Source organism: Labrenzia sp. PO1 (assembly GCF_012273635.1).
Classification (GTDB): Bacteria; Pseudomonadota; Alphaproteobacteria; order Rhizobiales; family Stappiaceae; genus Roseibium; species Roseibium algicola.
Map to the genome: position 1 here is coordinate 709,509 of NZ_JAAXCR010000002.1, position 22,669 is coordinate 732,177.

The window sequence follows — 22,669 nt, forward strand, 5'->3', positions numbered from 1 at the left end:
CGGTCTGTCCGTCGCTCACCCGTCTCAATCCGGGCCTATCCATGACCGAAAGACATTCATATTCGGTTACCCGAAGCCGATTTTCGGAAGTTGTACGTTTGCCGGACAGACAAACAACACAGGAATTGCCGGAACATCTTTATTCATCGCCGAAGTGCTGCTATGTCCCTTGCCATGCAACACAAGGCTCTCATAGTCGTCGCCAGACCGACGATCGCGATTACGCGAATTACTTGCCCGGCCTTCGGCTGACGCGGCAATGCGGCGCCAGGGACCGGGACTTCCTGATTTCATGTTGCTGCCCGAAACGGGCCGGCAATCATCCTGACATATGACGCGGGCCCAGGGCCCGAACGACCGGATCGACGTGACGATGACCGAGACAGATAAACGCGACTATTCCGAAACGCTGAACCTGCCGCAGACCGAATTCCCGATGCGCGCCGGCCTTCCCAAGAAAGAGCCGGAAATCCTCGCTCGCTGGGAGCAGATGAACGTCTACAAAAAGCTGCGCGAGCAGGGCAAGGGCCGCAACAAGTTCGTGCTGCATGACGGACCTCCCTATGCCAACGGCAACATCCATATCGGCCATGCGCTGAACAAGACGCTGAAAGACATCGTCACGCGCTCCATGCAGATGACGGGCTTCGAGAGCAACTACGTTCCGGGCTGGGACTGCCACGGCCTGCCGATCGAATGGAAGATCGAGGAGCAGTACCGCGCCAAGGGCAAGAACAAGGACGAGGTGCCGATCAACGAATTCCGCCGCGAGTGCCGCGAATTCGCCGAGCACTGGATCGACGTCCAGCGCAAGGAGTTCAAGCGCCTCGGCATCGAGGGCGACTGGGACAACCCTTACCTGACGATGCGCTTCGAGAGCGAAGCCGTGATTGCCCGGGAACTGATGAAGTTCGCAACCTCCGGCCAGCTTTACCGCGGATCCAAGCCGGTGATGTGGTCGGTGGTCGAAAAGACCGCGCTTGCCGAAGCCGAGATCGAGTATCAGGACTACCAGTCCGACATGATCTGGGTGAAGTTCCCGGTCGAAAGTGCCGGCGGACGCGATGAAGCGGCTGTCGAGGAATTGCTGGACGCTTCGGTCGTGATCTGGACGACCACGCCCTGGACCATCCCGGGCAACCGCGCCATCAGCTATTCCTCGCGCATCGACTACAGCCTCTACGAGGTTACGCAGGACGGACTGCCGGACGACAACTGGGTGCAGAAGGGCGACAAGCTGATCCTGGCGGATGCCCTTGCCGACGAAGTGTTCAAGAACGCCCGTATCACCGATTTTGCGCGTGTCCGGTCCGTCAGCAACGACGAGCTGGAAACACTGACCTGTGCTCATCCGCTGGCAGGGCTCGATCTCGGCGGTTACGAATTCGACGTGCCGCTGCTGGACGGTGACCATGTCACCGACGATGCCGGTACCGGCTTCGTGCACACGGCACCCGGCCACGGCACGGACGACTTTGAAATCTGGATGACCAAACGGGCCGATCTGGAAGCACGCGGTATCAACACCGCGATCCCCTTCACTGTTGCCGATGACGGCTTCTACACCAAGGATGCCCCTGGCTTCGAAGGTTGCGAAGTCATCACGCACAAGGGCGAGAAGGGCAAGGCCAACAAGGCCGTGATCGAAAAGCTGAAGGAAAGCGGCAACCTGATCGGCCTCGGCCGGTTGAAGCATTCCTATCCGCATTCCTGGCGTTCCAAGAAGCCGGTGATCTTCCGCAACACGCCGCAGTGGTTCGTCTACATGGACAAGCAGCTGTCCGGCGAAGGCGACACGCTGCGCACGCGGGCACTGAACGCCATCGACGAGACACGCTTCGTCCCGGGTGCCGGCCAGAACCGTCTGCGCTCGATGATCGAGAACCGGCCGGACTGGGTCCTGTCGCGTCAGCGCGCCTGGGGTGTGCCGATCACCGTGTTCATCCACAAGGAAACTTCTGAAGTCCTGAAGGACGAAGCCGTCAACAAGCGCATCTTCGATGCCTTCGTGGCGGAGGGTGCCGACGCCTGGTTTGCGGACGGCGCCAAGGAACGTTTCCTGGGCAACGACTACAAGGCAGACGAGTGGGACATGGTCCGTGACATCCTGGATGTCTGGTTCGACAGTGGGTCCACACATGCCTTCGTTCTGGAACAGCGCGAAGATCTCGCCCCCAAGCGCAAGACCGACGGCGGCAATGACTATGTCCTTTACCTTGAAGGCTCCGACCAGCATCGCGGCTGGTTCCATTCCTCACTGCTGGAAAGCTGCGGCACACGCGGTCATGCACCTTACGACGCCGTTCTGACCCATGGCTTCACCATGGCCGAAGACGGCCGCAAGATGTCGAAGTCTCTCGGCAACCAGGTGTTCCCGCAGGACGTCATCAAGCAGTATGGCGCCGACATCCTGCGCCTGTGGGTGGCCTCCACCGACTATTGGGAAGACCAGCGCCTCGGGCCGGAGATCATCAAGACCAGCGTCGACAGCTACCGCAAGCTGCGCAACACGCTGCGCTGGATGCTGGGCTCGCTTGGCCATGCCACCGGTGAAGAAGTCGCGCTGGCCGACATGCCTGAGCTGGAGCGGCTGATGCTGCACAGGCTGGTCGAACTCGACAAGATGATCCGTGAAGCCTACTGGGAGTTCGACTACAAGAAGGTCTTCCACCAGCTGTTCACTTTCATGACGGTGGAACTGTCGGCCTTCTATTTCGACATCCGCAAGGACGCGCTTTATTGCGATGCGGCTTCGTCCGTGCGCCGCAAGGCGTCGCTTTTCGTGATCGAGAAGCTGTTCGATTGCCTGGTGACCTGGCTCGCACCGATGATGCCGTTCACCATGGACGAAACCTGGACCTCCCGTTACGGCGAGGATGCCTGCGTTCACCTGGAGCAGTTCCCGACCGTTCCGGCCGAATGGCGTGACGATGCACTGGCCGCCAAGTGGGCGAAGATCAAGACGGTTCGCCGCGTGATCACCGGCGCGCTGGAAATCGAGCGTCGTGAAAAGCGGATCGGTTCCTCGCTGGAAGCTCACCCGGTCGTGCATGTCACCGATGCGGAACTGATGGACGCGCTCAAGGGCAAGGACATGGCGGACATCGCCATCACCAGCCAGTTGACGCTCAGCAGCGAACCGGCACCGGAAGGCGCGTTCACGCTCGGCGACACCAAGGGTGTGGCTGTCGTGCCCGGCCTTGCCGAGGGTACCAAATGCGCCCGTTCCTGGAAGATCCTGCCGGAAGTAGGCTCCGATCCGGATTATCCGGATGTGACCCTGCGCGATGCTGCCGCCCTGCGTGAATGGGACGCTGCCCATGCCGCAGCCTGAGCGGCAGGGTTTCCGGACACGATGACGCAACAGGATACATCTTCCAACAATACGAAACGGCCCCTTCTCTGGGGCCGTTTCAGCACCTTTGTGCTTCTGATCGCGCTTGTCGGTGTTGCCATCGACCAGGGCAGCAAGCTCTGGCTGGTTTACGGCTTTGATCTTGCCCGCAACGGGCCGGTTGACCTTTTGCCGGTTCTCGAGATCGTTCTGGTCTGGAACCGGGGTATTTCCTATGGCCTGTTCCAGCAGAACAGCGACCTGGGCCGCTGGCTTCTGGCCGGTGTGACGATTACAGTCACGATTGGCCTGTGGGTCTGGTCGGCGCGATGCCAGTCACGCCTGGTGGCCCTTGCCCTGGCGCTGGTCATTGGCGGGGCGATCGGAAACGGGATCGACAGACTGACCTATGGCGCCGTCGTCGACTTCGTCCATTTCCACGTCGGCACGTTCTCCTGGTACGTGTTCAACCTGGCAGATGTGTGGATCGTTGCGGGCGTCGTCGGTCTCCTGTATGACAGTTTCCGAGATGGTCCTAATTCAGCCGCAAAATAATGGTTTAGGCTGGACAACGACTGATCGCGGGCGGAGTGCTGCCGGCTGTTTTTTATGAGAAATCGAGGGGTCTGCGCAGTGCGGACGTTAGTTGGGTTTGTAAAGAATTCTGCAGTGCTGGTGCTTCTGGCCGGTTTGGCCGCATGCCAGGCAGCGGATGGCACGAGCCAGGCGCCGGATGTCGCCCTTGTCGACACCGTGATGAAAGGCCTTGGCGCCGTCGATCCGAATGAAAAGCAGATCGAGTACAAGCCTCGCGGACCGCTGGCCATGCCCGCAGAGCCGACGAACCTTCCCGAACCGGAAACCAATGTTGCCGGTGTGAATGATCAGAACTGGCCGAAGCAGCGTGAAAACGAACAGCTGACCGAGCTGAAGCAGCTTTATGCCAGCTCCGGCAAGACCGGCAGCATGAATAGCGAAGCGCTGACCCCGGAACAGATGCGCGGCTTCAAGATTACCGGTGTTACCGGTCAGAATCGCGATCTCGACGCAGAGCGCCGCTTCAACGAGATCACCGAAGGCGGCAAGCTGACCCGCGAAGAGCAGCGGGCCGAATGGGAGCGCCTGCAGCAGTTGCGGTCCCAGCAGGCAGGTATCGAGCAGAACGGCCTGTCCGCACGCCGCTACCTGACCGATCCGCCCACCGGCTACAGCACGCCTTCTCCGGATGCACCGATGCCGGAAGTGGTGAAGAAAAAGCGCAAGCCGACGAATTACGACGAGTACGACTCCAAGCCGCTCGATCCGCGCTGCCTGGAAGGCGACCAGAACTTCTGTAACTGATCTTTCAGCATCCGGACTTCAGGGTCCGAAAGACAGATGACAAAATTGTAACGGGACCTCCGGACCGCACCTCCTATATGGAGGATAGGTCCGGAGGTCTTTTTTGTTGGCCACCATGAAATTGCCCGGCTTTGCGCTTTTCCCGCAACTGGTTGAAGCGCATGCTGTTCGAACGACAAAGAACGGGAGTTGCACGTGAACCCATCGTCCTCGAAGCACGACAAGACATCCCCCGTGCGGCGGTTGAAGCGGTCCATCGGCCTTGTGCTGATGCCTGCGCTCCTGCTGGGCGGCGGCATGGCCCTTGTGCCGGGAAGTGCTTTTTCCGCGCCGGCAACGGCAGGAAACCTGATGATTGCGCCGAACCTTGAAAGCTTCACGCTGGATAACGGTTTGCAGGTCGTGGTCATCCCGGACCGCCGGGCACCGGTTGTCACCCACATGATCTGGTACAAGGTCGGTTCCGCCGATGAACCGGAAGGTCAGTCTGGTGTTGCGCATTTTCTCGAACATTTGATGTTCAAGGGTACTCACGACCATCCCAACGGAGAATTCTCCAAGATGGTTGCCGATCGTGGTGGCCAGGAGAACGCCTTCACCAGCACCGACTACACTGCCTATTTCCAGAAGGTCGCCAAGCAGCATCTGCCGCTCATGATGAAGCTGGAAGCCGACCGGATGGAGAACCTGGTTCTGAGCGACGAAGTCGTGACGCCGGAACGGGACGTGGTTCTGGAAGAGCGGCGCATGCGGGTCGACAGTGAACCCGGTTCCCGGCTGCAGGAGGCGCTGAATTCCATCACCTTCGTCAACCACCCCTACGGCTCACCCGTCATCGGCTGGCAGAGCGAAATCGAAGCGCTCAACAAGGAAGCTGCGATCGCCTTCTACGACCGGTTCTACACGCCCAACAACGCGGTGGTGGTAATTGCCGGTGATGTGGACGTTGATGCGGTTCGCAAGCTTGCGCAGGAAACCTACGGCAAGGTTGCCCGGCGCGCAGAGCCTGGAGAACGCCTCCGGCCGGCCGAGCCGCCGCTTGCGGGTGAAAGACGCATTGCCGTTTCCGATCCGCGGGTGCGCCAGGAGTCCCTGTCGCAAATATGGATCGTGCCGAGCCAGACCACCGGCGAAGGTCGCACGCCCGAGGCGCTGGACATACTGTCGTATATTCTGGGCGAAGGGCCCTCCAGCCGCCTGCACAAGGCACTGGTTCTCGACCAGGAAGCCGCCCTCAGCGCCGGCGCCTATTATCAGGGCAGCGCCCTTGATAACGGCCGCTTCGGTCTCTACGCCGTGCCGCGCCCCGGCTACACGCTGGAAGACATGGAACGGCTGATAGCGACCGAACTTCAGAAACTGCTCGAGACCGGCGTCACGGAAGAAGAAGTCGAACGCGCCCGAAACAGCATGGTCGCCAGCGCGATCTACGCCCAGGACAGCCAATCCGGCCTGGCACGCCTTTTCGGCGGTGCCCTGACCACTGGGCAAACGATCGAAAACGTCCAGACCTGGCCTTCGCAGGTGCAGGCTGTCACCCCTGAAGATGTCCTGGATGCGGCCCGCACCTATCTCGCCGGTCTCCCCGTGGTCGGAGAGTTGCGCATGGAACCGCCCGTGGTACCCGATGCCGCCCAATCCGATGCGCCCCAGACGAAGGACAAGTCCTGATCATGGCACACACCCTCTTCTCCCTGCGCGGTCCGGTCTCCGCCCTCGCTTTGTCGCTTGTCACCCTGCTTGGCCTGATGAGGCTGGCGCAGGCCGTCGAGATCCAGGAAGTCACCAGCCCCAAAGGCATCACAGCCTGGCTGGTAGAAGACCATACCGTGCCTATCATTGCGCTCGATTTTTCCTTCGACGGCGGCTCCGCGCAGGACCCTGTCGGAAAGGAAGGCCTGACGCGCCTGCTCGCCGCAACGCTGGACGAAGGCGCGGGTGAAATGGATTCCGAGACCTTCCAGGCCAAGCTGGAAGAACTTGCCATCAGCATCAACTTCAGCACCGGCAAGGACCGGTTCTACGGCAGCTTGCGGACCCTGACGCCAACCCTTGACGAGGCCAGTGACCTTCTGGCCCTCGCCGTGAACGAGCCGCGCTTCGACGAAGCCCCGGTGGAGCGGATGAAGGCCCAGCTGTCGCAAAGGGCGAGACGCAACGAAAGCGATCCGGATGCGATTGCCGGAAGAGCCCTTGCCGAAGCTATGTTCGGTGATCACCCCTACGCCCGGCCAACGCTTGGCACTGCCGAAACACTGGCCGGCCTGAACGCGGATGACCTTGCAAACCAGAAGGGCAAGCTTCTCGCCCGCAAGGGGCTGATCATCGGTGTCGTCGGTGCGATCGATGCTGAAACCCTCGCCGGAATTCTCGACAAGGTCTTCGCACCTCTGCAGGAGGAAGGTCAGCTGGTGCAGATTGCCGATTTCGAACCGGAATTCGGAACCGGAGTAAACCAGCAGCTGGCGGTACCGCAAACCACGATCCTGCTCGGCCTTCCCGGGCTGACACGTGACGATCCGGACTATCAGGCCGCCTTTGTGATGAACCACATTCTGGGTGGCGGCACCTTCACCTCCTGGATGTATGAAGAAGTGCGGGAAAAGCGCGGGCTCTCCTATGGCGCCGGCACATCTCTTTCTCCTTACGCACACACGGGTCTTCTGATCGCCAATGCCGCGACCAAGGCGGACCGGGCGGACGAGACTGTGAAGATCATGTTGGAACAGATCAGTCGCATGGCCGAAACCGGACCGAGCGAAGACGAATTGCAGTCTGCCAAACAGTATCTGACCGGCTCTTACCCTCTGCGCTTCGACAGTTCCGGCAAGATTGCCCGGCAGTTGGTCGCTCTGCAGAATGCGGAACTGGGGATCGACTATTTCGACCGCCGCAACAGCGAGATCGAGGCTATTTCATTGGACGACGTAAAACGGGTGGCCAAACGCCTGCTGGCCGACAAGGCTCCGACAGTGGTGACCGTCGGCCCGAAACAGGGGTAGCCCCAAACCACCAACGACATTGCCTCAATGACAATCGCCCCGGCTCAAACCGGGGCGTCTTTGATTTTGCCTGCCAGACTGAAGTGCGATCATCACTGCTCGAGCCTGGGAACAGCCTTCAAGGCAGAAAACGTGCATTCGAGACAGGCATTGCGATCCGCTTGTCCGGAGTGACACAGGGCTTCCAGGTCGGCACTTGAAAAGGCCGAGTGGAAAAGCCCTCAAGCCGCCTGCTTTTGCCATATGGCGGCAGACCACTGTCATGGGCTGCTTCGTCGGTTTGCAGCGGCTGAAATGTCGAAGCAGGTTATCGTTTCGGGAACGCGGAAGCGCCTTGCGCTGATCAACCGGCGGCGGAGCGTCTCGGGCCGGGTGCAGGTGCGCCCTGCAGCACTTCCGCACGCACCGGGCGCGGCGGCGAGAACAGGTTGCCCTGAGCGAGCTTGACGTCGTAGTCGAGCAGCTCCAGCACCTGGGATTCCGTTTCCACATGATCAGTGATCAGCTGCATGCCATAGCGATGAAGCAGGTCGCCGAAATCGGACGGATGGATGTGGCCGTGTTTGGCTTCGCGGCGCCCGATGAGATAGTCGGCGTGCAGCTTGCCGTATTTGAAACCCCTGCCCGCCAGGGAGTTGAAGTCCATCTTCATGTCCGCGATCTGGTCGACGGAGAAGCGGAACCCGGCTTCGAACAGCGAACTCAGGCTTTCCAGCTCCATCCCGCCCATCTGGGCGACATCGTCCTGGGAGAATTCGAACACAAGTACATCGGCCAGATCCTGGTTCGCCTTCACGAATTCCAGGAAGCCGGGGAAGAAGGTTTCGTCAACCAGCGACTGCGACGAGATATTGCAGAACAGGATGGCATTGCGATTGCGCGAGGTCAGGCGGCGCACGACCTGGATGGATCGGAACAGCAGCAGATTGTCGATCCGGGCTATCTGGCCCGAGAGAACCGCTTCCGGAACAAAAGCCGATGCTTCGATCAGGTTGCCACCGTTGTCACGCAGGCGGGTGAAGGCTTCATAGTACTTCACCTGGCGCTGCGGCAGTGTCACGATCGGCTGCAGGTGGAGCTCCACCCGGTTGGCATTGAGTGCCGACGTGATCAGTTCGCGCATGGCCATGTTCGGCTTCGGCTTTTCGGCCGGCATCGCGGTACGTGCGGCAAGGCGCTGGTCGGGTTCATCCGGCAGTTCGAACGCGTAATCCTGCTGCTGGTGGACCGGCTGTTCCTTTACCGGAACATGACCCAGCTTATCATCGAGACGCGGTGCGTGCACACCATAGCGTCGATCGAAATCGTTCATGTCCCGGCGCGGTGCAGCCGCTGGCGCATAGGGCTCCTGCATGGCGTTGTCCGCTTCATGAGAAAAGGACGCCGGGGCGTGCTGCTGGCGCTGCGGGGCCTGCGCAGGCTGCTGAACCGGAGGCCAGTTCTGCGGCGCCTGATAGGTGGACCGGCGTTCTTCCTGGTAGGTCTCCTGCGGCTGCTGATAACGTGGCAAGCTTGGCATCTGCGGCGGCGGTGCGATGGCCTGCTGGTCCTCGACCCTCGCTTCAAGGTCGGACATGGCCTCGGCCATCTGCTTGACCAAGGTGCCCAGAACTTCAACTTCAGCAAACAGAGGGTCGATTTCAGCGCGGGTACGGCGCGGCATGGTGTGTTCCATGCCCGTGAGCCTGCCTTCGAGATTGCCGACATCCTCGTCCAGATCCGCCATGCGCTCTTCAAGACGGTCGACCGCTTCACTCACCGCGCCGCGGTCGCGCGCACGACCGATCAGCAGGTGGATCAGGATCATGGTGCACATGAGCGCAAGCGACAGGGAAACAGCTTCGCCGAACGGCCGTCCGAACTGGAAGACCAGAACTGTCGCAGACGACAGCGCGATCACGGCCATGCAAATTGCTACGAATATGGTCCCTGTCCGCCCCATGGTATTCGAAAGTTCCAACGCGAATCAAAAGTTACTGGTTAATCATGCCTTAAGAACCATGCGTGGCCGAATCTACAACCGCCTTGCGGTATGGAATCCGTGACTTGTCCCCGACTATGGTTGATGCGTCACGGTATTTCGGCGTTTTTCGCTCCTCACGCAGCGTTCACAGTGTCTCAAACAGCTCACAACCACAAGTCTCCCACTCACCCGCTGGACGCACCGGGCAATGACGTCCCCATGACTTTTTGACCGTTGCATTCGGTAGTACTTCGTCTAAATTTACGTAAGGGAAGCTACTTCACGGCGGATCAGTCAACAGGTCTAGCAGGGGGCTGATATGCATGCAGCCGAACAAACGACATATCGGGCACCGCGCGACAATACGCCGGATGCGAAGATAGACCAGCCTGCCAAGGACCGCCCCACACCCGAGGCCTCAACTTCTCTCAAGTCAGGTGAAGCAGCGGCCCCGAACACAGTGCAGGAGCAACTTCCCTGCGAGGAGCAGATCAAGGCCGCGCTCATCAACACCCTGAAAAGCTCCGAATTCCAGTCCGCGCCCCAACTGCGTGCCTTCCTGGGGTTTGTCGTGCATGCCACGTTGAACAGACAACAGGAAAAGATAAAAGGCTATACGATCGCGGTCGAAGCGCTCGGGCGGCCGGAAGACTTCAATCCGGTGACGGACCCTATCGTACGTGTCGAGGCCGCCCGGCTGCGGCGCAGGTTAGAGAAGTACTATGCCGGGTCCGGTGCAAACGACCCGGTGCGCATCACCATTCCCAAAGGCAGCTACGCGCCGGAGTTTCAACCGGCGCACGCCGGGTCGTTTCCGGATTGTGCAGCAGACCTTGCCGCCAAAGATGCACCAGACGGGGACTCGGCCGGTAAACATTTCGCGCCGGGAACGAAGGCTCTTCCACACCTTGAAACAGGTGGGGTGTCGGGAACCGTGGACGAGCATGATGCCTTCCGGCCGCCCGCGCACGCCTTGCGCACCGGAACCAACGCACCGGGTGGAACCGGCCTTCCGGAAGTCTTCCGAAAGCTGCAACGCGCATTGGTACATCCTGTTGACCTTTGGCTGGTGTTCGCCCTCTGCCTTGCCAGTTTCCTGGCAGGATACCTGTCGGCCGGCCTTTGATTTCTCAGGTCTGACCGGTCTTCGGCATATCCACCCCCCCGTTTGAGCTGGAATATTTTGCTCACTTCGGCCCTTTTCTGTGCCGAAAGCGAAGATCGCCTGCAATTTGCGTCATCTGACAACGCTTTGTTTACCCTGTTCGGAGAATTATCAAATTGACGAATCTTTCGATATTCGAATGACCCGTATCCAGCGATGGGAGTTACCCAGCAATGGGGAGTAATGAGGGCAAAGAGCTGCCTGTTATAGTACGCGTACTTGACGCAACGGCCTCCGAGGCTGCCCGCACATCTGCGGTCTGCGCCAAACTGTCTCATGCCTGTACGGACCCCATCCTGTACACGGACTCCTCGTCCTGCCTGCAAGACCTTGCAGACAAGACCACCGACATTCTGATCATCGATCTGGAAACCATCGGTGGCGACGAAGCCCTGGAAGCCTATGCGGTTCGCTGTCCCAAGGCGGTCATCATCGCGGTTTCGGCCAAGGGGTCTGTCTCGCGGGCCGTCAGCGCGATGCGCGCCGGAGCCCATGATTTCCTGACCAAGCCCTTCTCGCTCGATGCGCTTGCGTCCAAGATTTCCTTCCAGCTGAAACAAAGAAGGCCCGTTCAACCGGTTGCTCCCGCAGCACCGCAGAGTGTCCAGCCTGTCGTTTCAATGCCGGAGCTATCCGCACCTCCGCTTCGCGCCGCACACATCAGGACCGAAAGCTCCGGAACGAACCGCCTGGTGGGCACCTCCGCCCAGATGCGCGACATCCACGACCAGATCGGTCGCATGGCGCCGTCGCAGGCTCCGGTCTTCATTACCGGAGAGTCCGGAACGGGCAAGGAACTGTGCGCCGCAGCGGTTCACGAATTATCCGAGCGCCGGTCCAACCGTTTCGTCACCTTGAACTGCGCGGCGATTCCGCGAGACCTCATTGAAAGCGAGATCTTCGGATATGTGCGCGGCGCCTTTACTGGAGCTGCAGACAACCGTGCGGGCGCGGCCGAACAGGCCGATGGCGGCACGCTGTTCCTGGACGAGATCGGCGAGATGGACCTTCTCCTGCAGAGCAAGCTGTTGCGCTTCCTGCAGACGGGGACGTTCCAGCGCCTCGGTGACACACATACCCGCAAGGTGGACGCGCGCATCATCTGCGCAACAAACCGGAACCCGGTTCAGGAAATATCCGCCGGCCGCTTCCGCGAAGACCTTTACTACCGGCTGCACGTGCTGCCGATCCACATGCCGCCTCTCAGAGAGCGCCGCGACGATATCCTGCCGCTCGCCGAAACCTTCCTTGAACGCTATTCGGCGGAAGAACGGCGCGGTTTCAGAGGGTTTGATGCGGACGCTGAAGCGCGGATCATTTCCTATCCCTGGCCGGGCAACGTCCGCCAGCTTGAGAACACCATCCGGCAGATCGTTGTCATGAATGACGGTGCCGCTGTCACATACGACATGCTGCCGCTGATCATTCGCGACCAGAGCAGCCGGCCGGGCACCTTGATCGACCTGTCCCGCGAGCGATCGCGCGTGGCGCCACCAAGCCGGCCGTTCGGAACCATCGAGCCGCTTTGGGCCCAGGAGCGGCGCATCATCGAAGACGCTCTTGATGCCTTTGACGGCAACATCGCCATGGCGGCAGCAGCGCTTGAGATCAGCCCTTCCACTATCTACCGCAAGCGCCAGTCCTGGACAGCCCGCAGCATGTAAATGCCCGGACCGGCGACACGTTAACCGCAATCGGGTTTTCTACTTTCGCGGATAACGAGTAGAGTACAGCTAAATCCGGCGTTTACCGCGCCGCACACATTGCCTTGTTTAATCGGACAAGTCGGTTTATATCGGCAAAATCGCTGAAAACGACAAGATTTAAAGGCGTGCGGGGATATAGATGATGCTGGTGGGAAAATGTGCTTTTCGGCAGACGCTGTCTGCTGTTCTGATTGCAACCGGACTGTCTGCTGGACAGCTGTCCGCGCAGGCCCAATCCCCCGCCAGCCCTCCTGAAGCTTTCCAGAACGCACTTGCCGCCTATGACCAGGCATGGGCGGCTGCCGGTCTTTCGTTCACGGCCGCAACCTTCGCTTCCAGCCCGAGCACCGGATATGGCGAGTATACGCCGCGCGCTGATGCAACGTTTGCCGATGGTGAAGCGCTGTCTGTCTACGCAGAACCGGTCGGTTACGGCTTTCAGGAAACCGAAGGCGGTTATGCCTATGAGCTGACCGCGGACTACAGACTGCTGACTAAATCCGGCCAGGTTCTGGCCGAACAGGAGAACTTCGCGACCTTTTCCGGCAGCGGCCGGTCCAAGCAGCGTGAACTTTCCGCGGCCCTCACGTTTCAGTTCAGCGGACTGCCGGCCGGCGACTACCAGCTGGAAACGAGCTTCACCGACGAAATCGGCGGCAAAACGAGCGCCTTTACACTGCCATTCAGCGTTTCCGGCGCGAATTGAGCCGGGCTCGCTGACGCAGTAGCAGCGACGCCATAATTCCGCCTCCCCGGTCTGTTGACTACCCCATAGGCGCAACGCGACCGATTGCGATTAAATTCTCGTCACAAAGCATTGACAAGCTGAGCACAGCTACATAAATCCATGGCGCTGTTAGCACTCGCTGTTAAGGAGTGCTAATTGGTGACGGGAGGCAATTTCCTTCCGTGCAACGCAACCCAATGTTCATGTCTCGCGCGCTGCCTATTGCGTGGGGCGCGCTCATGAGAGGAAACAGTGTTATGGCATTTCGTCCACTGCACGACCGTGTCGTCGTTCGCCGCGTAGATTCTGAAGCAAAGACTGCTGGCGGCATCATCATTCCGGACACCGCTAAGGAAAAGCCGCAGGAAGGCGAAATCATCGCCATCGGCACCGGCGCCCGCAAGGACAACGGCGAGATCGTTCCGCTCGACGTCAAGGCTGGTGACCGCGTTCTGTTCGGCAAGTGGTCCGGCACCGAAGTCAAGATCGACGGTGAAGACCTCCTGATCATGAAGGAATCCGACATCATGGGCGTGATCGCGTAACCAGCCGCGAACCGCTTCTGATTTCAACCTGTTCCAAAAGAGTGAGACGATCACATGTCTGCTAAAGAAGTAAAATTCTCCTCCGACGCACGTGAGCGCATGCTGCGTGGTGTCGACACCCTCGCAAACGCCGTCAAGGTGACCCTCGGCCCGAAAGGCCGTAACGTCGTTCTCGACAAGGCTTTCGGCGCACCGCGCATCACCAAGGACGGTGTGTCTGTTGCCAAGGAAATCGAACTGGAAGACAAGTTCGAAAACATGGGCGCCCAGATGGTGCGCGAAGTGGCTTCCAAGACCAACGACATCGCTGGCGACGGCACCACCACCGCGACCGTTCTGGCTCAGGCCATCGTCAAGGAAGGCGCCAAGGCTGTTGCAGCCGGCATGAACCCGATGGACCTGAAGCGCGGCGTTGATCTTGCTGCTGCTGAAGCCGTCAAGGCTCTGACCGCTGCTTCCAAGACCATCACCACCTCTGGTGAAGTTGCACAGGTCGGCACGATCTCCGCTAACGGCGACGAGCAGGTCGGCAAGGACATTGCCGAAGCCATGCAGAAAGTCGGCAACGAAGGCGTGATCACCGTCGAGGAAGCAAAGTCCCTCGAAACCGAACTCGAAGTCGTTGAAGGCATGCAGTTCGACCGCGGCTACCTGTCTCCTTACTTCGTCACCAATGCTGACAAGATGATGGCTGACCTGGAAAAGCCGTACATCCTGCTGCACGAGAAGAAGCTTTCCAACCTGCAGGCCATGCTGCCGATCCTGGAAGCTGTTGTTCAGTCTTCCCGTCCGCTGCTGATCATTGCTGAAGACGTTGAAGGCGAAGCACTTGCTACCCTCGTCGTCAACAAGCTGCGTGGCGGCCTGAAGATTGCTGCTGTCAAGGCTCCGGGCTTCGGCGACCGCCGCAAGGCCATGCTGGAAGACATCGCGATCCTGACCGGCGGCACCGTTATCTCCGAAGATCTCGGCATCAAGCTGGAGAACGTGACCCTCGACATGCTCGGCACCGCCGAGAAGGTGTCCATCACCAAGGAAAACACCACCATCGTTGACGGTGCTGGCTCCAAGGACGACATCAACGGCCGCGTTTCCCAGATCAAGGCTCAGATCGAAGAAACCACTTCCGATTACGACCGTGAGAAGCTCCAGGAGCGTCTTGCAAAGCTCGCAGGCGGCGTTGCCGTTATCCGCGTTGGCGGTGCGACCGAAATCGAAGTGAAAGAGAAAAAAGACCGCGTCGACGACGCTCTGAACGCAACCCGCGCTGCCGTTGAAGAAGGCATCGTCCCGGGTGGCGGTACCGCTCTGCTGCGCGCCAAGAAGGCAGTCGAAGGCCTGGCCTCCGACAACGCCGACATCGCAGCTGGTATCAAGATCGTCCTGCGCGCTCTGGAAGCTCCGATCCGTCAGATCGCTGAAAACGCTGGTGTCGAAGGCTCCATCGTTGTTGGCAAGATCCAGGAAAACGACGATCCGTCCTTCGGCTTCAACGCTCAGACCGAACAGTTCGTCAACATGATCGAAGCTGGCATCATCGACCCGACCAAGGTTGTCCGTACTGCTCTGCAGGACGCAGCTTCCGTCGCTGGTCTGCTGATCACCACCGAAGCCATGGTTGCTGAACTGCCGAAGAAAGACGCTCCGGCAATGCCGGGCGGCGACATGGGCGGCATGGGCGGCATGGGCTTCTAAGAAGCCCAAAGCTCACAAGCTTTACAGAAAGGGCGGTCTTCGGACCGCCCTTTTTTCTTGGCCGCCCATCATCTCATGCTTGTACTGCAAGGCAGCCCAGGGCTGGCATGGGTTTCCAGAAACCTGAACAGCAACTCAACCAACGGAAGCGCTTGCTCTTCTTGCTACCTCTGTGTTTTCATATCGGTCCAAGATAGCCCTGCTCTTCGCGCATCCTTCAAATGTCCAGCCCAGCCAATGTCTTTCGAGAACTGCACGAGACCGGGTGCTTTATCGTGCCCAATCCGTGGGATGCCGTATCCGCCAGGCTGTTGGCGCACTGCGGCTTCAAGGCTCTGGCCACCACGTCGTCGGGATATGCCTTCACGACAGGCCGGCGCGATAGTTCCCGGCAAATTTCCAGGCAGGAAGCGATCGACCACGCATCGGCATTGTCCCGTACGACTGGCCTTCCCGTCACCCTGGACGGAGAAGACTGTTTTGCAGACACACCGGAAGGTATCGCGGAGACGGTCGCACTTGCCGCGAAAGCCGGGCTTGCCGGCATCTCGATAGAAGACCGCGACACGTCCAACCCTGGTCGTATAAGACCATATTCCGAAGCTCTCGAGCGCGTTGATGCCGCTGTCTTGGAGGCCCGGAAATCCGGGATCGTCCTGACGGCTCGCGCCGATGGTCTCGGCAAGGGAGCCTATGACCTCGATGAGGTTCTTCGCCGTCTGTCCGCTTTTGCCGAAGCAGGGGCAGACGTCGTCTACGCACCGGGCCTACCTGATCTTGAAGCCATACGGACGGCCTGCGCATCGGTACCTGTTCCGGTCAACCATGTCATCGGGCAAGGTACATCGGGCCTGTCCTTCGACCAGCTCGCAGACGTTGGCGTGCGGCGGATCAGTCTTGGCGGATCATTTACCCGCGCGGCTCTCAATGCGATCAATACACTGGGTCAAACCATCGCCGCGGGAGATTTTACCAGCCTTGATGCTTCTCCCGCATGGTCAAGGCTTTGTTAGATGCTGAAGCCCAACACCTTCCTCGTCCGGCGACAGATCAGGGCCGCAAGATTGACAACATACCAACTGGTCGGTATCTTTTGATTGCCTGATAGCCGATCGGCAAGACCACTGGCTATGGCCACAGGTAATTCAGCCACGGCTTCACCTGAAATCGGCCTGAACACACCGCTGTTTCCAACTACCGGTCAATAGAGGAACCACTATGCCACTGTCCCCGGGACTTCGTTTTCTGTCCGCCCTTTGCGGTGTCGCAGCGGTGCTGTTGCCATCACTTGCTGCAAATGCAGGTGACGCCGCGACGGCTCTACCGGCAGGCAGTTACAAGATCGACAAATTCCATTCGACGCTCATCTTCCGGGCAAATCACCTCGGCTTTTCATACTACAGCGCGTCCTTTGCTGACTTTGACGCCGCACTGGAACTCGATCCCGCTGATCCGGCCAACGCCAGCCTGAGCGTCGACATAAACGTCGCATCCCTGCATCTGACGGCAACGCCACCCGATGGCTTTCGCGACATGCTGCTTGGCCCGGACTGGCTGAATGCAGGAGATCATCCGAAGATCACCTATCGCTCGACCAGCATTGAACTGACCGGCGCTGAAACTGCCGTCGTGACAGGCGACCTGTCATTCAGGGGAGAAACGCGGCCAGTTGAGCTCGACGTGCGTTTCAACGGCGGTTATCCGGGCCTGGCGGTTTACGACCCACAGGCTCGGATCGGATTTTCCGCAACAGGTACGCTGAGAAGGTCCGATTTCGGCATGTCTTACGGACTTCCGCCAGAAGGCTCTAACCTCGGGGTGGGGGATGATGTTGGGTTCGTTATCGAAACGGAGTTCAGCGGCCCACCACTGAAAGAGGCTGAAGCGCAATAATCCGGTCAGCATCCGTTCCTCATGCGTGACCGTCTTACACGGTTTTCGGAACCTTAGCCGCCTCTGACGGTTTTCTTCCTAGAATTGAACCATGGAGGGACCGATGGCACAGAGTATGCGACAGACTGCGTCAGACCAATATGAGAATGCCGATCAACTCAACAGGACGATCGCTCAGGATGCCCAGACCGATCAGGAACTGGAATCCCAGGTTCCCCCGGTTTCCAGATATGGCACCATCTGGCGGGTCGCAGCGGTGATCATCCTGCTACTGGCATTGCTCACTTCGGTCGTCTTCCTGGCCTGATCGACACCGTTTCACGTTAGTCGCGCGAGGGAATGTTGACCGCCTTCTGGCTTGCCGGACGGCTCATGCAGGTGTCGACCCAGCGAACCACATTGGTGTGGGACGCGAAGTCGGTCACCTCGCCGGCCTCGTAGAAGCCGTTGAGATTTCGCGCCCAGGGCCAGCAGGCCATGTCTGCGATGGTATAGTCGCTCCCCATGATGAAATCGCGCCCATCCAGCTGCCGGTCCAGAACGCCAAGCAGGCGTTTCGTCTCGTCCCGGTATCTCTCGAAAGGCCGACGGTCTTCATAGTCCCGGCCCGCGAACTTGTGGAAGAAGCCCAACTGACCCGCCATCGGGCCAAAGCCACCCATCTGCCACATCAGCCACTGCAGCGTTTCGGCGCGCCTTGCCGGCTCCTGCGGCAGGAATTTGCCCGACTTTTCCGCCAGATAAATCAGGATCGCGCCGGATTCCCACAAGGGCAGCGGCTCGCCGCCTGGACCGTGCGGATCGATGATTGCCGGGATCTTGTTGTTCGGATTGAGCGACAGGAATTCCGAGCTTAACTGGTCATTGCTGCCGAAATCGACCACATGCGGCTCATAAGGCAGGCCCGTTTCTTCCAGCATCGCCGAAACCTTGATGCCGTTGGGCGTCGGCAGCGAATAGAGCTGAATACGGTCGGCGTGTTTGGCGGGCCATTTGCGGGAGATCTCGAAGTCAGACAGATCGGTCATGGAGCCCTCTTTAGGGATTGCAGGTCCCGACCCCTGTCAGGATTACGCATAGATATAGCGCAGCACCGCCCGGCGCAAACTCACAGTCCGCTGACAATGAGAGTTGGTGTTTCGCCGCCGCCGCAATATACCTGCCTCGACAGACATCGGGCGAGTGCCGAAAGAAGCCACATTGCCCCAGGACGACGCAGGAGACACCCATGGCGGACGACAAAGAAGCCCGAATCGAGAAGCTCGAGATCGATCTCGCTCATGCGCTCAACACCATTGATGAACTGAATACGGTCGTCTTCGATCAGGGACGCCAGCTGGACAGGCTCAACCGGCTCGTCACCAACATGACGGATCAGGTCACGGAACTGATGGAGAACGTTCTGCCCGGCCACCAGATCGAAAAGCCGCCGCATTACTGATCTTCGACGAAGGGCGCTACCTGATCGCGCTCTTGAGGCACACGTCCAGCCAGCCTTTGCGCGCAGGCATCCTCATTTGATCCAGGCCATGGCGTTCCTTGCTCGAAACGTTATTGTGGCGGCAGATCCGGCAAGGGTGTGCCATGCGCTTTTTAAAACTTTTGATATTTGTTCTGCTGATCGCGGGAGCCATCGCGGGCTCACTTTGGTGGTTCAAGAAACCGCCGGAAGTGCAGACCGTGATGCCGACGACCGGGCGGGCAGCCGAAGTGGTCTATGCCACCGCAGTCGTTGAACCCGTCCGATGGGCGAAGGTTACCAGCATCATCCGCGAGCGGATCGTCTCGTTGTGCGGCTGCGAGGGTGACCAGGTCCAGAAAGGCGACCAGCTGGCGGAACTGGACAGCGGCGATGCCCGTGCGACGCTTGCCGAACTGGAAGCCCGCCAGGAGCTGGCACAATCCGACAAGGAACGTGCGCTGCAACTGCTGGAACGCCGTGTCGTCAGCCAGCAGGTTTACGACAAGGCCCAGAACGAACTGATCCGCATCAACGCCATCACCGCGGCCCAGAAGGAACGGCTGCGCGACTATGTCATCGTGGCCCCCATGGACGGCATGGTTCTGAGGGCGGACGGGTCGGTGGGGGAAGTTGCCGAACCCGGTGAAATTCTCTTCTGGATCGGTCAGCCTTCTCCCCTTCAACTGGTGGCGGAAGTCAACGAGGAGGATATTCCCAAGGTCGCCAAGGGTCACAAGGCCCTGATCCGTGCAGATGCCTTTCCAGGCAAGGAACTGACAGCGGAAGTTGCCAGCATCACTCCGAAAGGCGATCCGGTGCTGAAGAACTACCGGGTCTATCTCGATCTCCCGGAAGACACCCCGCTGCGCATCGGCATGACAGCCGAGATCAATATCGTCACCTCGGAGAAGGACGACGCGCTGCTTCTGCCGACCGCTGCCTTCGACGGCTCGAAGCTGCTGACGCTGGATGGGGATAACAAAATCGTTCAGCTGGAGGTCGAAACCGGGATCAAGGGCACCCGCGCCACGGAAGTGCTGAAGGGGATCACCGGAGATAGCCGGGTCGTCTTTCCCTATAACCCGGATCTGGCAGAAGGACAGAAGGTCAGGCCGGTTCCCGGAGACGGCAAATAATGCTTCTCCTGCGCATCGCCTCCACCCACATTCGCAACCGCTTGCGCCAGACCATTGTCTCAACGCTTGGCGTCGCACTTGGTGTCGGATTTTCGGTGGCGATGGCGAGCCTCATGGAAGGGTCTCAGCGGGATTTTACCGCAACACTGATCGACGCCATTCCCCATGTGGAGATCCTGGACGAGCAACGCGCACCGGCGGAACAACCGGCCAGTGCAGTCTATGACGCTGTCACCTATCATGGTCTCAGACCAAAGGAAGACCTTCGCGGCATCCGAAATCCGACCGAAGCGCTTGCCTCGCTGCGCGACTGGGTGAACGGATCGATGGCGCAGCGCCTGAGCGGCCAGGCGGTGCTGCGCTATGCCGGACAGGACATCGGCATGACCCTGGTCGGTGTGGAACCCAAGCGCGAACTGACCGTCTCCAAGATCGGCGAGGATATGCGCCAAGGCTCCTTCGAGGACCTGGACACGACGTCAAATGGCCTCGTTGTCGGCGACAAGGCAGCGGAACGGCTGGGTGCGGACCTGGGCGATACCGTGACCCTGACATCCGCAAACGGTGTCGCCAAGCGCTTCAAGATCGTCGGCCTGTTCCACAGCGGCATCACCACCAGCGACGAAGGGCTTGCCTATGCGCCACTGAAGGCCGTGCAGATCCTCCTGGAAAAACCGGACGTCATCAATTCGATCGCGATCCACCTCAATTCCATCGCCGAAGCCAACGCGGTTGCCGCACGGGCCGAGCGGCAGCTCGGCTACAAGGCGGTTTCCTGGGAAGAGGCCAACGAGGGGCTGATGGAAGCCTTCTTCGTACGCAACGTGATCATGTACACGGTTGTCGGGGCCATTCTGGTGGTCGCCGGCTTCGGCATCTTCAACATCGTCTCGACGATCGTGCACGAAAAGGCGCGTGACATCGCGATCCTGAAGTCGCTCGGATTTCCGGAAGTCGATATTCAGCAGATCTTCGTGCTTGAAGGGCTGGTGATCGGTATCCTTGGCGCTCTTGCAGGTTCGGCGCTCGGTTTCGGACTGTCGAGCTATCTCGCGTCGGTCAAATTCGAATTTACCCAGGACGTGGAGATGACCCACCTGCCGATCTATTTTTCCGCCCTGCACTACATCATAGCCTGCCTGTTGGCGCTGTTTTCATCCGGGATCGCCGGCTACATTCCCGCCAGGAAAGCCGCCCGGCTCAATCCTGTCGACATTATCCGAGGGGCGACATGACCCCTTCCCCGGAAAAACAAACGGCTCCCGGCCACGTTCTGCTGGAAGCGAGCAACCTCACCCGCATCTTGCCGGCCATCGTGCCGGTGACACTGGTGCAGGACGTCAGCTTTCAGGTTGGCGAGGCGGAGTTCGTTGCGATTACCGGTCCGTCCGGTTCCGGGAAATCATCGCTTTTGTATCTGCTTGGCCTTCTGGACAGGCCGACGTCCGGCGAGGTCCGGATAGACGGCCTTCCCACCCATGCGCTGACATCTGCCGAAATGGCGCATCTTCGCCTGGAAAAACTCGGCTTCGTCTTCCAGTTTCATTTCCTGCTGCCGGAATTTACCGCGCTGGAAAACGTAATGATCCCGATGCAGCGGCTCGGCAAACGCAGCCCCAAGGCTCAACTCGACCATGCGACGGAGCTTCTGGCGGCGCTGGGTCTGGAAGAGTTTCTTCACCGCCGCCCGGAGCAATTGTCCGGCGGGCAGCGACAGCGCGTCGCTGTCGCCCGGGCACTTGCCAATTCACCGCAGTTGATCCTTGCTGATGAGCCGACCGGCAGTCTCGACAGTGTATCGACGGAACAGGTGTTTGAAAGTCTTCAGGCCATTGTGAAGACCGAAAGGACCACCGTCGTCGCCGTTACCCATGATATCGATCTCGCCGACAGGATGGACCGGCGTATCCACCTGGTCGACGGCCGCATCGATTACGACCGGCACCACCAAAGGGAAGAAGCACCCAGCTTGGGCGCATAATTTGCGGCCTGAGTAGCTGGCACCGGTTTCAGGCGACTTGAGGCTCATGCACCGGCTGGACTATCGCCAGCAGCATCAAAAGCGCAACAGGTATCGCAAGCGCCCAGAACCCCATGACGGTCATCAGGAAACTCGCCAGGAGGCCTCCGGCCGCGAAGGCCATCAGGACGAAGGCCTGGTGACGGATCCGGGAGCGGCTGTCGGGCCGCGTTTCGGGATGCGTGAAATAGTCGGCGATGCCGAGCACAAGCTTCAGCGTATTGCCGGTCATGATGGTCGTGGGAACATGTCTGTTGAGCAGGGTCAGCATGATGACGTTCTGCAACGACATGGCCACGGTCGAAAACCCGACAGCCGTCAGAGTGACGGCAGACAACGGTCCTCCGGCTGACGGATCTCCAAGACCGGCGACGAACATGAAGCCCGCCACCAGCAAAGCTTCGAGCGCGAACAGATGCCGGACGGCAATCCTGTTTTTGCGCACCAGCGCAGTGACCGAAACGAACCAGAAGAGAGTCGAACCGAAGAAAACCGCGAGCACGAAGACCTTCAGGGCCGCGTTTTGCCCCTGGTGAAACACCTCCGTGCACAAGACGACAAGCGTTCCGGTAATGAATGCCGTGAAGGTGTGAAACAGGCCGAGAATGCAGACCACATCGATGAAGCAGGCACAAAAGGCGAGCAGGATCGGCACCAACGGCCGACTGTGATGCAACATG

20 protein-coding genes are annotated in these 22,669 nt (G+C 59.6%); 17 read left to right on the forward strand and 3 right to left on the reverse strand.

The window, feature by feature from the left end:
- The first annotated feature begins 373 nt into the window (after positions 1-373).
- From ileS to HCG46_RS11185, 5 genes are all read left to right on the forward strand, one after another.
- On the forward strand, positions 374-3,334 hold the full coding sequence (gene ileS, locus HCG46_RS11165; protein ID WP_168686234.1) for an isoleucine--tRNA ligase: 2,961 nt from the start codon (positions 374-376) through the stop codon (positions 3,332-3,334).
- 21 nt (positions 3,335-3,355) lie between these two features.
- A complete protein-coding gene (gene lspA / locus HCG46_RS11170) occupies positions 3,356-3,889 on the forward strand; it encodes a signal peptidase II (protein WP_205838470.1) in 534 nt (177 codons plus the stop codon).
- 78 nt (positions 3,890-3,967) lie between these two features.
- Entirely contained in the window at positions 3,968-4,675 is a 708-nt protein-coding gene (locus tag HCG46_RS11175) for a hypothetical protein (RefSeq protein WP_161633267.1), read from the forward strand.
- A gap of 195 nt (positions 4,676-4,870) precedes the next feature.
- Positions 4,871-6,346 (forward strand): pitrilysin family protein, encoded by a 1,476-nt coding sequence (locus tag HCG46_RS11180; protein WP_228869748.1) that lies wholly within the window; start codon positions 4,871-4,873, stop codon positions 6,344-6,346.
- A 2-nt stretch (positions 6,347-6,348) separates the two neighbouring features.
- Positions 6,349-7,677 carry a pitrilysin family protein gene (locus HCG46_RS11185; RefSeq protein WP_168686236.1) on the forward strand — a complete coding sequence of 443 codons (1,329 nt, stop codon included), beginning with the start codon at positions 6,349-6,351 and terminating at the stop codon, positions 7,675-7,677.
- A 343-nt stretch (positions 7,678-8,020) separates the two neighbouring features.
- Here HCG46_RS11185 and HCG46_RS11190 read toward each other — a convergent pair whose 3' ends face one another.
- Positions 8,021-9,583 (reverse strand): EAL domain-containing protein, encoded by a 1,563-nt coding sequence (locus HCG46_RS11190; RefSeq protein WP_168686239.1) that lies wholly within the window; start codon positions 9,581-9,583, stop codon positions 8,021-8,023.
- A gap of 376 nt (positions 9,584-9,959) precedes the next feature.
- Here HCG46_RS11190 and HCG46_RS11195 point away from each other — a divergent pair, with 376 nt between their 5' ends.
- From HCG46_RS11195 to HCG46_RS11230, 8 genes are all read left to right on the forward strand, one after another.
- Positions 9,960-10,766, forward strand: coding sequence for a hypothetical protein (locus HCG46_RS11195; protein WP_168686241.1), 807 nt, complete (start codon positions 9,960-9,962; stop codon positions 10,764-10,766).
- A 212-nt stretch (positions 10,767-10,978) separates the two neighbouring features.
- On the forward strand, positions 10,979-12,469 hold the full coding sequence (locus HCG46_RS11200) for a sigma-54 dependent transcriptional regulator (RefSeq protein ID WP_168686243.1): 1,491 nt from the start codon (positions 10,979-10,981) through the stop codon (positions 12,467-12,469).
- A 181-nt stretch (positions 12,470-12,650) separates the two neighbouring features.
- The gene (locus HCG46_RS11205) at positions 12,651-13,217 is read left to right on the forward strand and encodes a hypothetical protein (protein WP_168686245.1); all 567 of its coding nucleotides are present in this window, start codon (positions 12,651-12,653) and stop codon (positions 13,215-13,217) included.
- Positions 13,218-13,495: 278 nt separating this feature from the next.
- Positions 13,496-13,783, forward strand: a complete 288-nt coding sequence (gene groES, locus HCG46_RS11210) for a co-chaperone GroES (protein ID WP_006935644.1) — start codon at positions 13,496-13,498, stop codon at positions 13,781-13,783.
- 54 nt (positions 13,784-13,837) lie between these two features.
- Positions 13,838-15,478, forward strand: a complete 1,641-nt coding sequence (groL, locus tag HCG46_RS11215) for a chaperonin GroEL (RefSeq protein ID WP_031269757.1) — start codon at positions 13,838-13,840, stop codon at positions 15,476-15,478.
- A gap of 221 nt (positions 15,479-15,699) precedes the next feature.
- Positions 15,700-16,491: an isocitrate lyase/phosphoenolpyruvate mutase family protein gene (locus HCG46_RS11220; protein ID WP_168686247.1), complete on the forward strand. Its 792-nt coding sequence runs from the start codon at positions 15,700-15,702 to the stop codon at positions 16,489-16,491.
- Positions 16,492-16,696: 205 nt separating this feature from the next.
- Positions 16,697-17,371, forward strand: a complete 675-nt coding sequence (locus HCG46_RS11225) for a YceI family protein (RefSeq protein WP_168686249.1) — start codon at positions 16,697-16,699, stop codon at positions 17,369-17,371.
- 103 nt (positions 17,372-17,474) lie between these two features.
- Positions 17,475-17,678, forward strand: coding sequence for a hypothetical protein (locus tag HCG46_RS11230; protein ID WP_023002073.1), 204 nt, complete (start codon positions 17,475-17,477; stop codon positions 17,676-17,678).
- 16 nt (positions 17,679-17,694) lie between these two features.
- On the opposite strand, the gene HCG46_RS11235 is transcribed toward HCG46_RS11230, so the two are convergent.
- Positions 17,695-18,399 carry a glutathione S-transferase N-terminal domain-containing protein gene (locus HCG46_RS11235; RefSeq protein ID WP_168686251.1) on the reverse strand — a complete coding sequence of 235 codons (705 nt, stop codon included), beginning with the start codon at positions 18,397-18,399 and terminating at the stop codon, positions 17,695-17,697.
- A 200-nt stretch (positions 18,400-18,599) separates the two neighbouring features.
- Here HCG46_RS11235 and HCG46_RS11240 point away from each other — a divergent pair, with 200 nt between their 5' ends.
- From HCG46_RS11240 to HCG46_RS11255, 4 genes are all read left to right on the forward strand, one after another.
- Positions 18,600-18,812 carry a SlyX family protein gene (locus HCG46_RS11240; protein WP_023002075.1) on the forward strand — a complete coding sequence of 71 codons (213 nt, stop codon included), beginning with the start codon at positions 18,600-18,602 and terminating at the stop codon, positions 18,810-18,812.
- Positions 18,813-18,955: 143 nt separating this feature from the next.
- On the forward strand, positions 18,956-19,969 hold the full coding sequence (locus HCG46_RS11245) for an efflux RND transporter periplasmic adaptor subunit (RefSeq protein ID WP_168686253.1): 1,014 nt from the start codon (positions 18,956-18,958) through the stop codon (positions 19,967-19,969).
- Entirely contained in the window at positions 19,966-21,204 is a 1,239-nt protein-coding gene (locus HCG46_RS11250) for an ABC transporter permease (RefSeq protein WP_075284461.1), read from the forward strand. Before HCG46_RS11245 ends, HCG46_RS11250 begins: the two co-directional genes overlap by 4 nt.
- Positions 21,201-21,950, forward strand: coding sequence for an ABC transporter ATP-binding protein (locus tag HCG46_RS11255; RefSeq protein ID WP_168686255.1), 750 nt, complete (start codon positions 21,201-21,203; stop codon positions 21,948-21,950). The genes HCG46_RS11250 and HCG46_RS11255 overlap by 4 nt, the downstream gene beginning before the upstream one ends.
- A gap of 28 nt (positions 21,951-21,978) precedes the next feature.
- On the opposite strand, the gene HCG46_RS11260 is transcribed toward HCG46_RS11255, so the two are convergent.
- Positions 21,979-22,668, reverse strand: coding sequence for a YoaK family protein (locus HCG46_RS11260; RefSeq protein ID WP_158514212.1), 690 nt, complete (start codon positions 22,666-22,668; stop codon positions 21,979-21,981).
- Between the last annotated feature and the right edge of the window lies 1 nt (position 22,669).

Excerpts from the sequence above, each read along its gene's own strand:
- groES (WP_006935644.1), top strand. The coding sequence starts at position 13,496 with ATGGCATTTCGTCCACTGCACGACCGTGTCGTCGTTCGCCGCGTAGAT.
- HCG46_RS11220 (WP_168686247.1), top strand. The coding sequence starts at position 15,700 with ATGTCCAGCCCAGCCAATGTCTTTCGAGAACTGCACGAGACCGGGTGC.
- HCG46_RS11225 (WP_168686249.1), top strand. The coding sequence starts at position 16,697 with ATGCCACTGTCCCCGGGACTTCGTTTTCTGTCCGCCCTTTGCGGTGTC.
- HCG46_RS11185 (WP_168686236.1), top strand. The coding sequence starts at position 6,349 with ATGGCACACACCCTCTTCTCCCTGCGCGGTCCGGTCTCCGCCCTCGCT.
- HCG46_RS11255 (WP_168686255.1), top strand. The coding sequence starts at position 21,201 with ATGACCCCTTCCCCGGAAAAACAAACGGCTCCCGGCCACGTTCTGCTG.
- HCG46_RS11195 (WP_168686241.1), top strand. The coding sequence starts at position 9,960 with ATGCATGCAGCCGAACAAACGACATATCGGGCACCGCGCGACAATACG.
- HCG46_RS11260 (WP_158514212.1), bottom strand. The coding sequence starts at position 22,668 with ATGTTGCATCACAGTCGGCCGTTGGTGCCGATCCTGCTCGCCTTTTGT.
- HCG46_RS11240 (WP_023002075.1), top strand. The coding sequence starts at position 18,600 with ATGGCGGACGACAAAGAAGCCCGAATCGAGAAGCTCGAGATCGATCTC.
- HCG46_RS11190 (WP_168686239.1), bottom strand. The coding sequence starts at position 9,583 with ATGGCCGTGATCGCGCTGTCGTCTGCGACAGTTCTGGTCTTCCAGTTC.
- HCG46_RS11245 (WP_168686253.1), top strand. The coding sequence starts at position 18,956 with ATGCGCTTTTTAAAACTTTTGATATTTGTTCTGCTGATCGCGGGAGCC.
- lspA (WP_205838470.1), top strand. The coding sequence starts at position 3,356 with ATGACGCAACAGGATACATCTTCCAACAATACGAAACGGCCCCTTCTC.
- ileS (WP_168686234.1), top strand. The coding sequence starts at position 374 with ATGACCGAGACAGATAAACGCGACTATTCCGAAACGCTGAACCTGCCG.
- HCG46_RS11235 (WP_168686251.1), bottom strand. The coding sequence starts at position 18,399 with ATGACCGATCTGTCTGACTTCGAGATCTCCCGCAAATGGCCCGCCAAA.
- HCG46_RS11230 (WP_023002073.1), top strand. The coding sequence starts at position 17,475 with ATGGCACAGAGTATGCGACAGACTGCGTCAGACCAATATGAGAATGCC.
- HCG46_RS11200 (WP_168686243.1), top strand. The coding sequence starts at position 10,979 with ATGGGGAGTAATGAGGGCAAAGAGCTGCCTGTTATAGTACGCGTACTT.
- HCG46_RS11205 (WP_168686245.1), top strand. The coding sequence starts at position 12,651 with ATGATGCTGGTGGGAAAATGTGCTTTTCGGCAGACGCTGTCTGCTGTT.
- groL (WP_031269757.1), top strand. The coding sequence starts at position 13,838 with ATGTCTGCTAAAGAAGTAAAATTCTCCTCCGACGCACGTGAGCGCATG.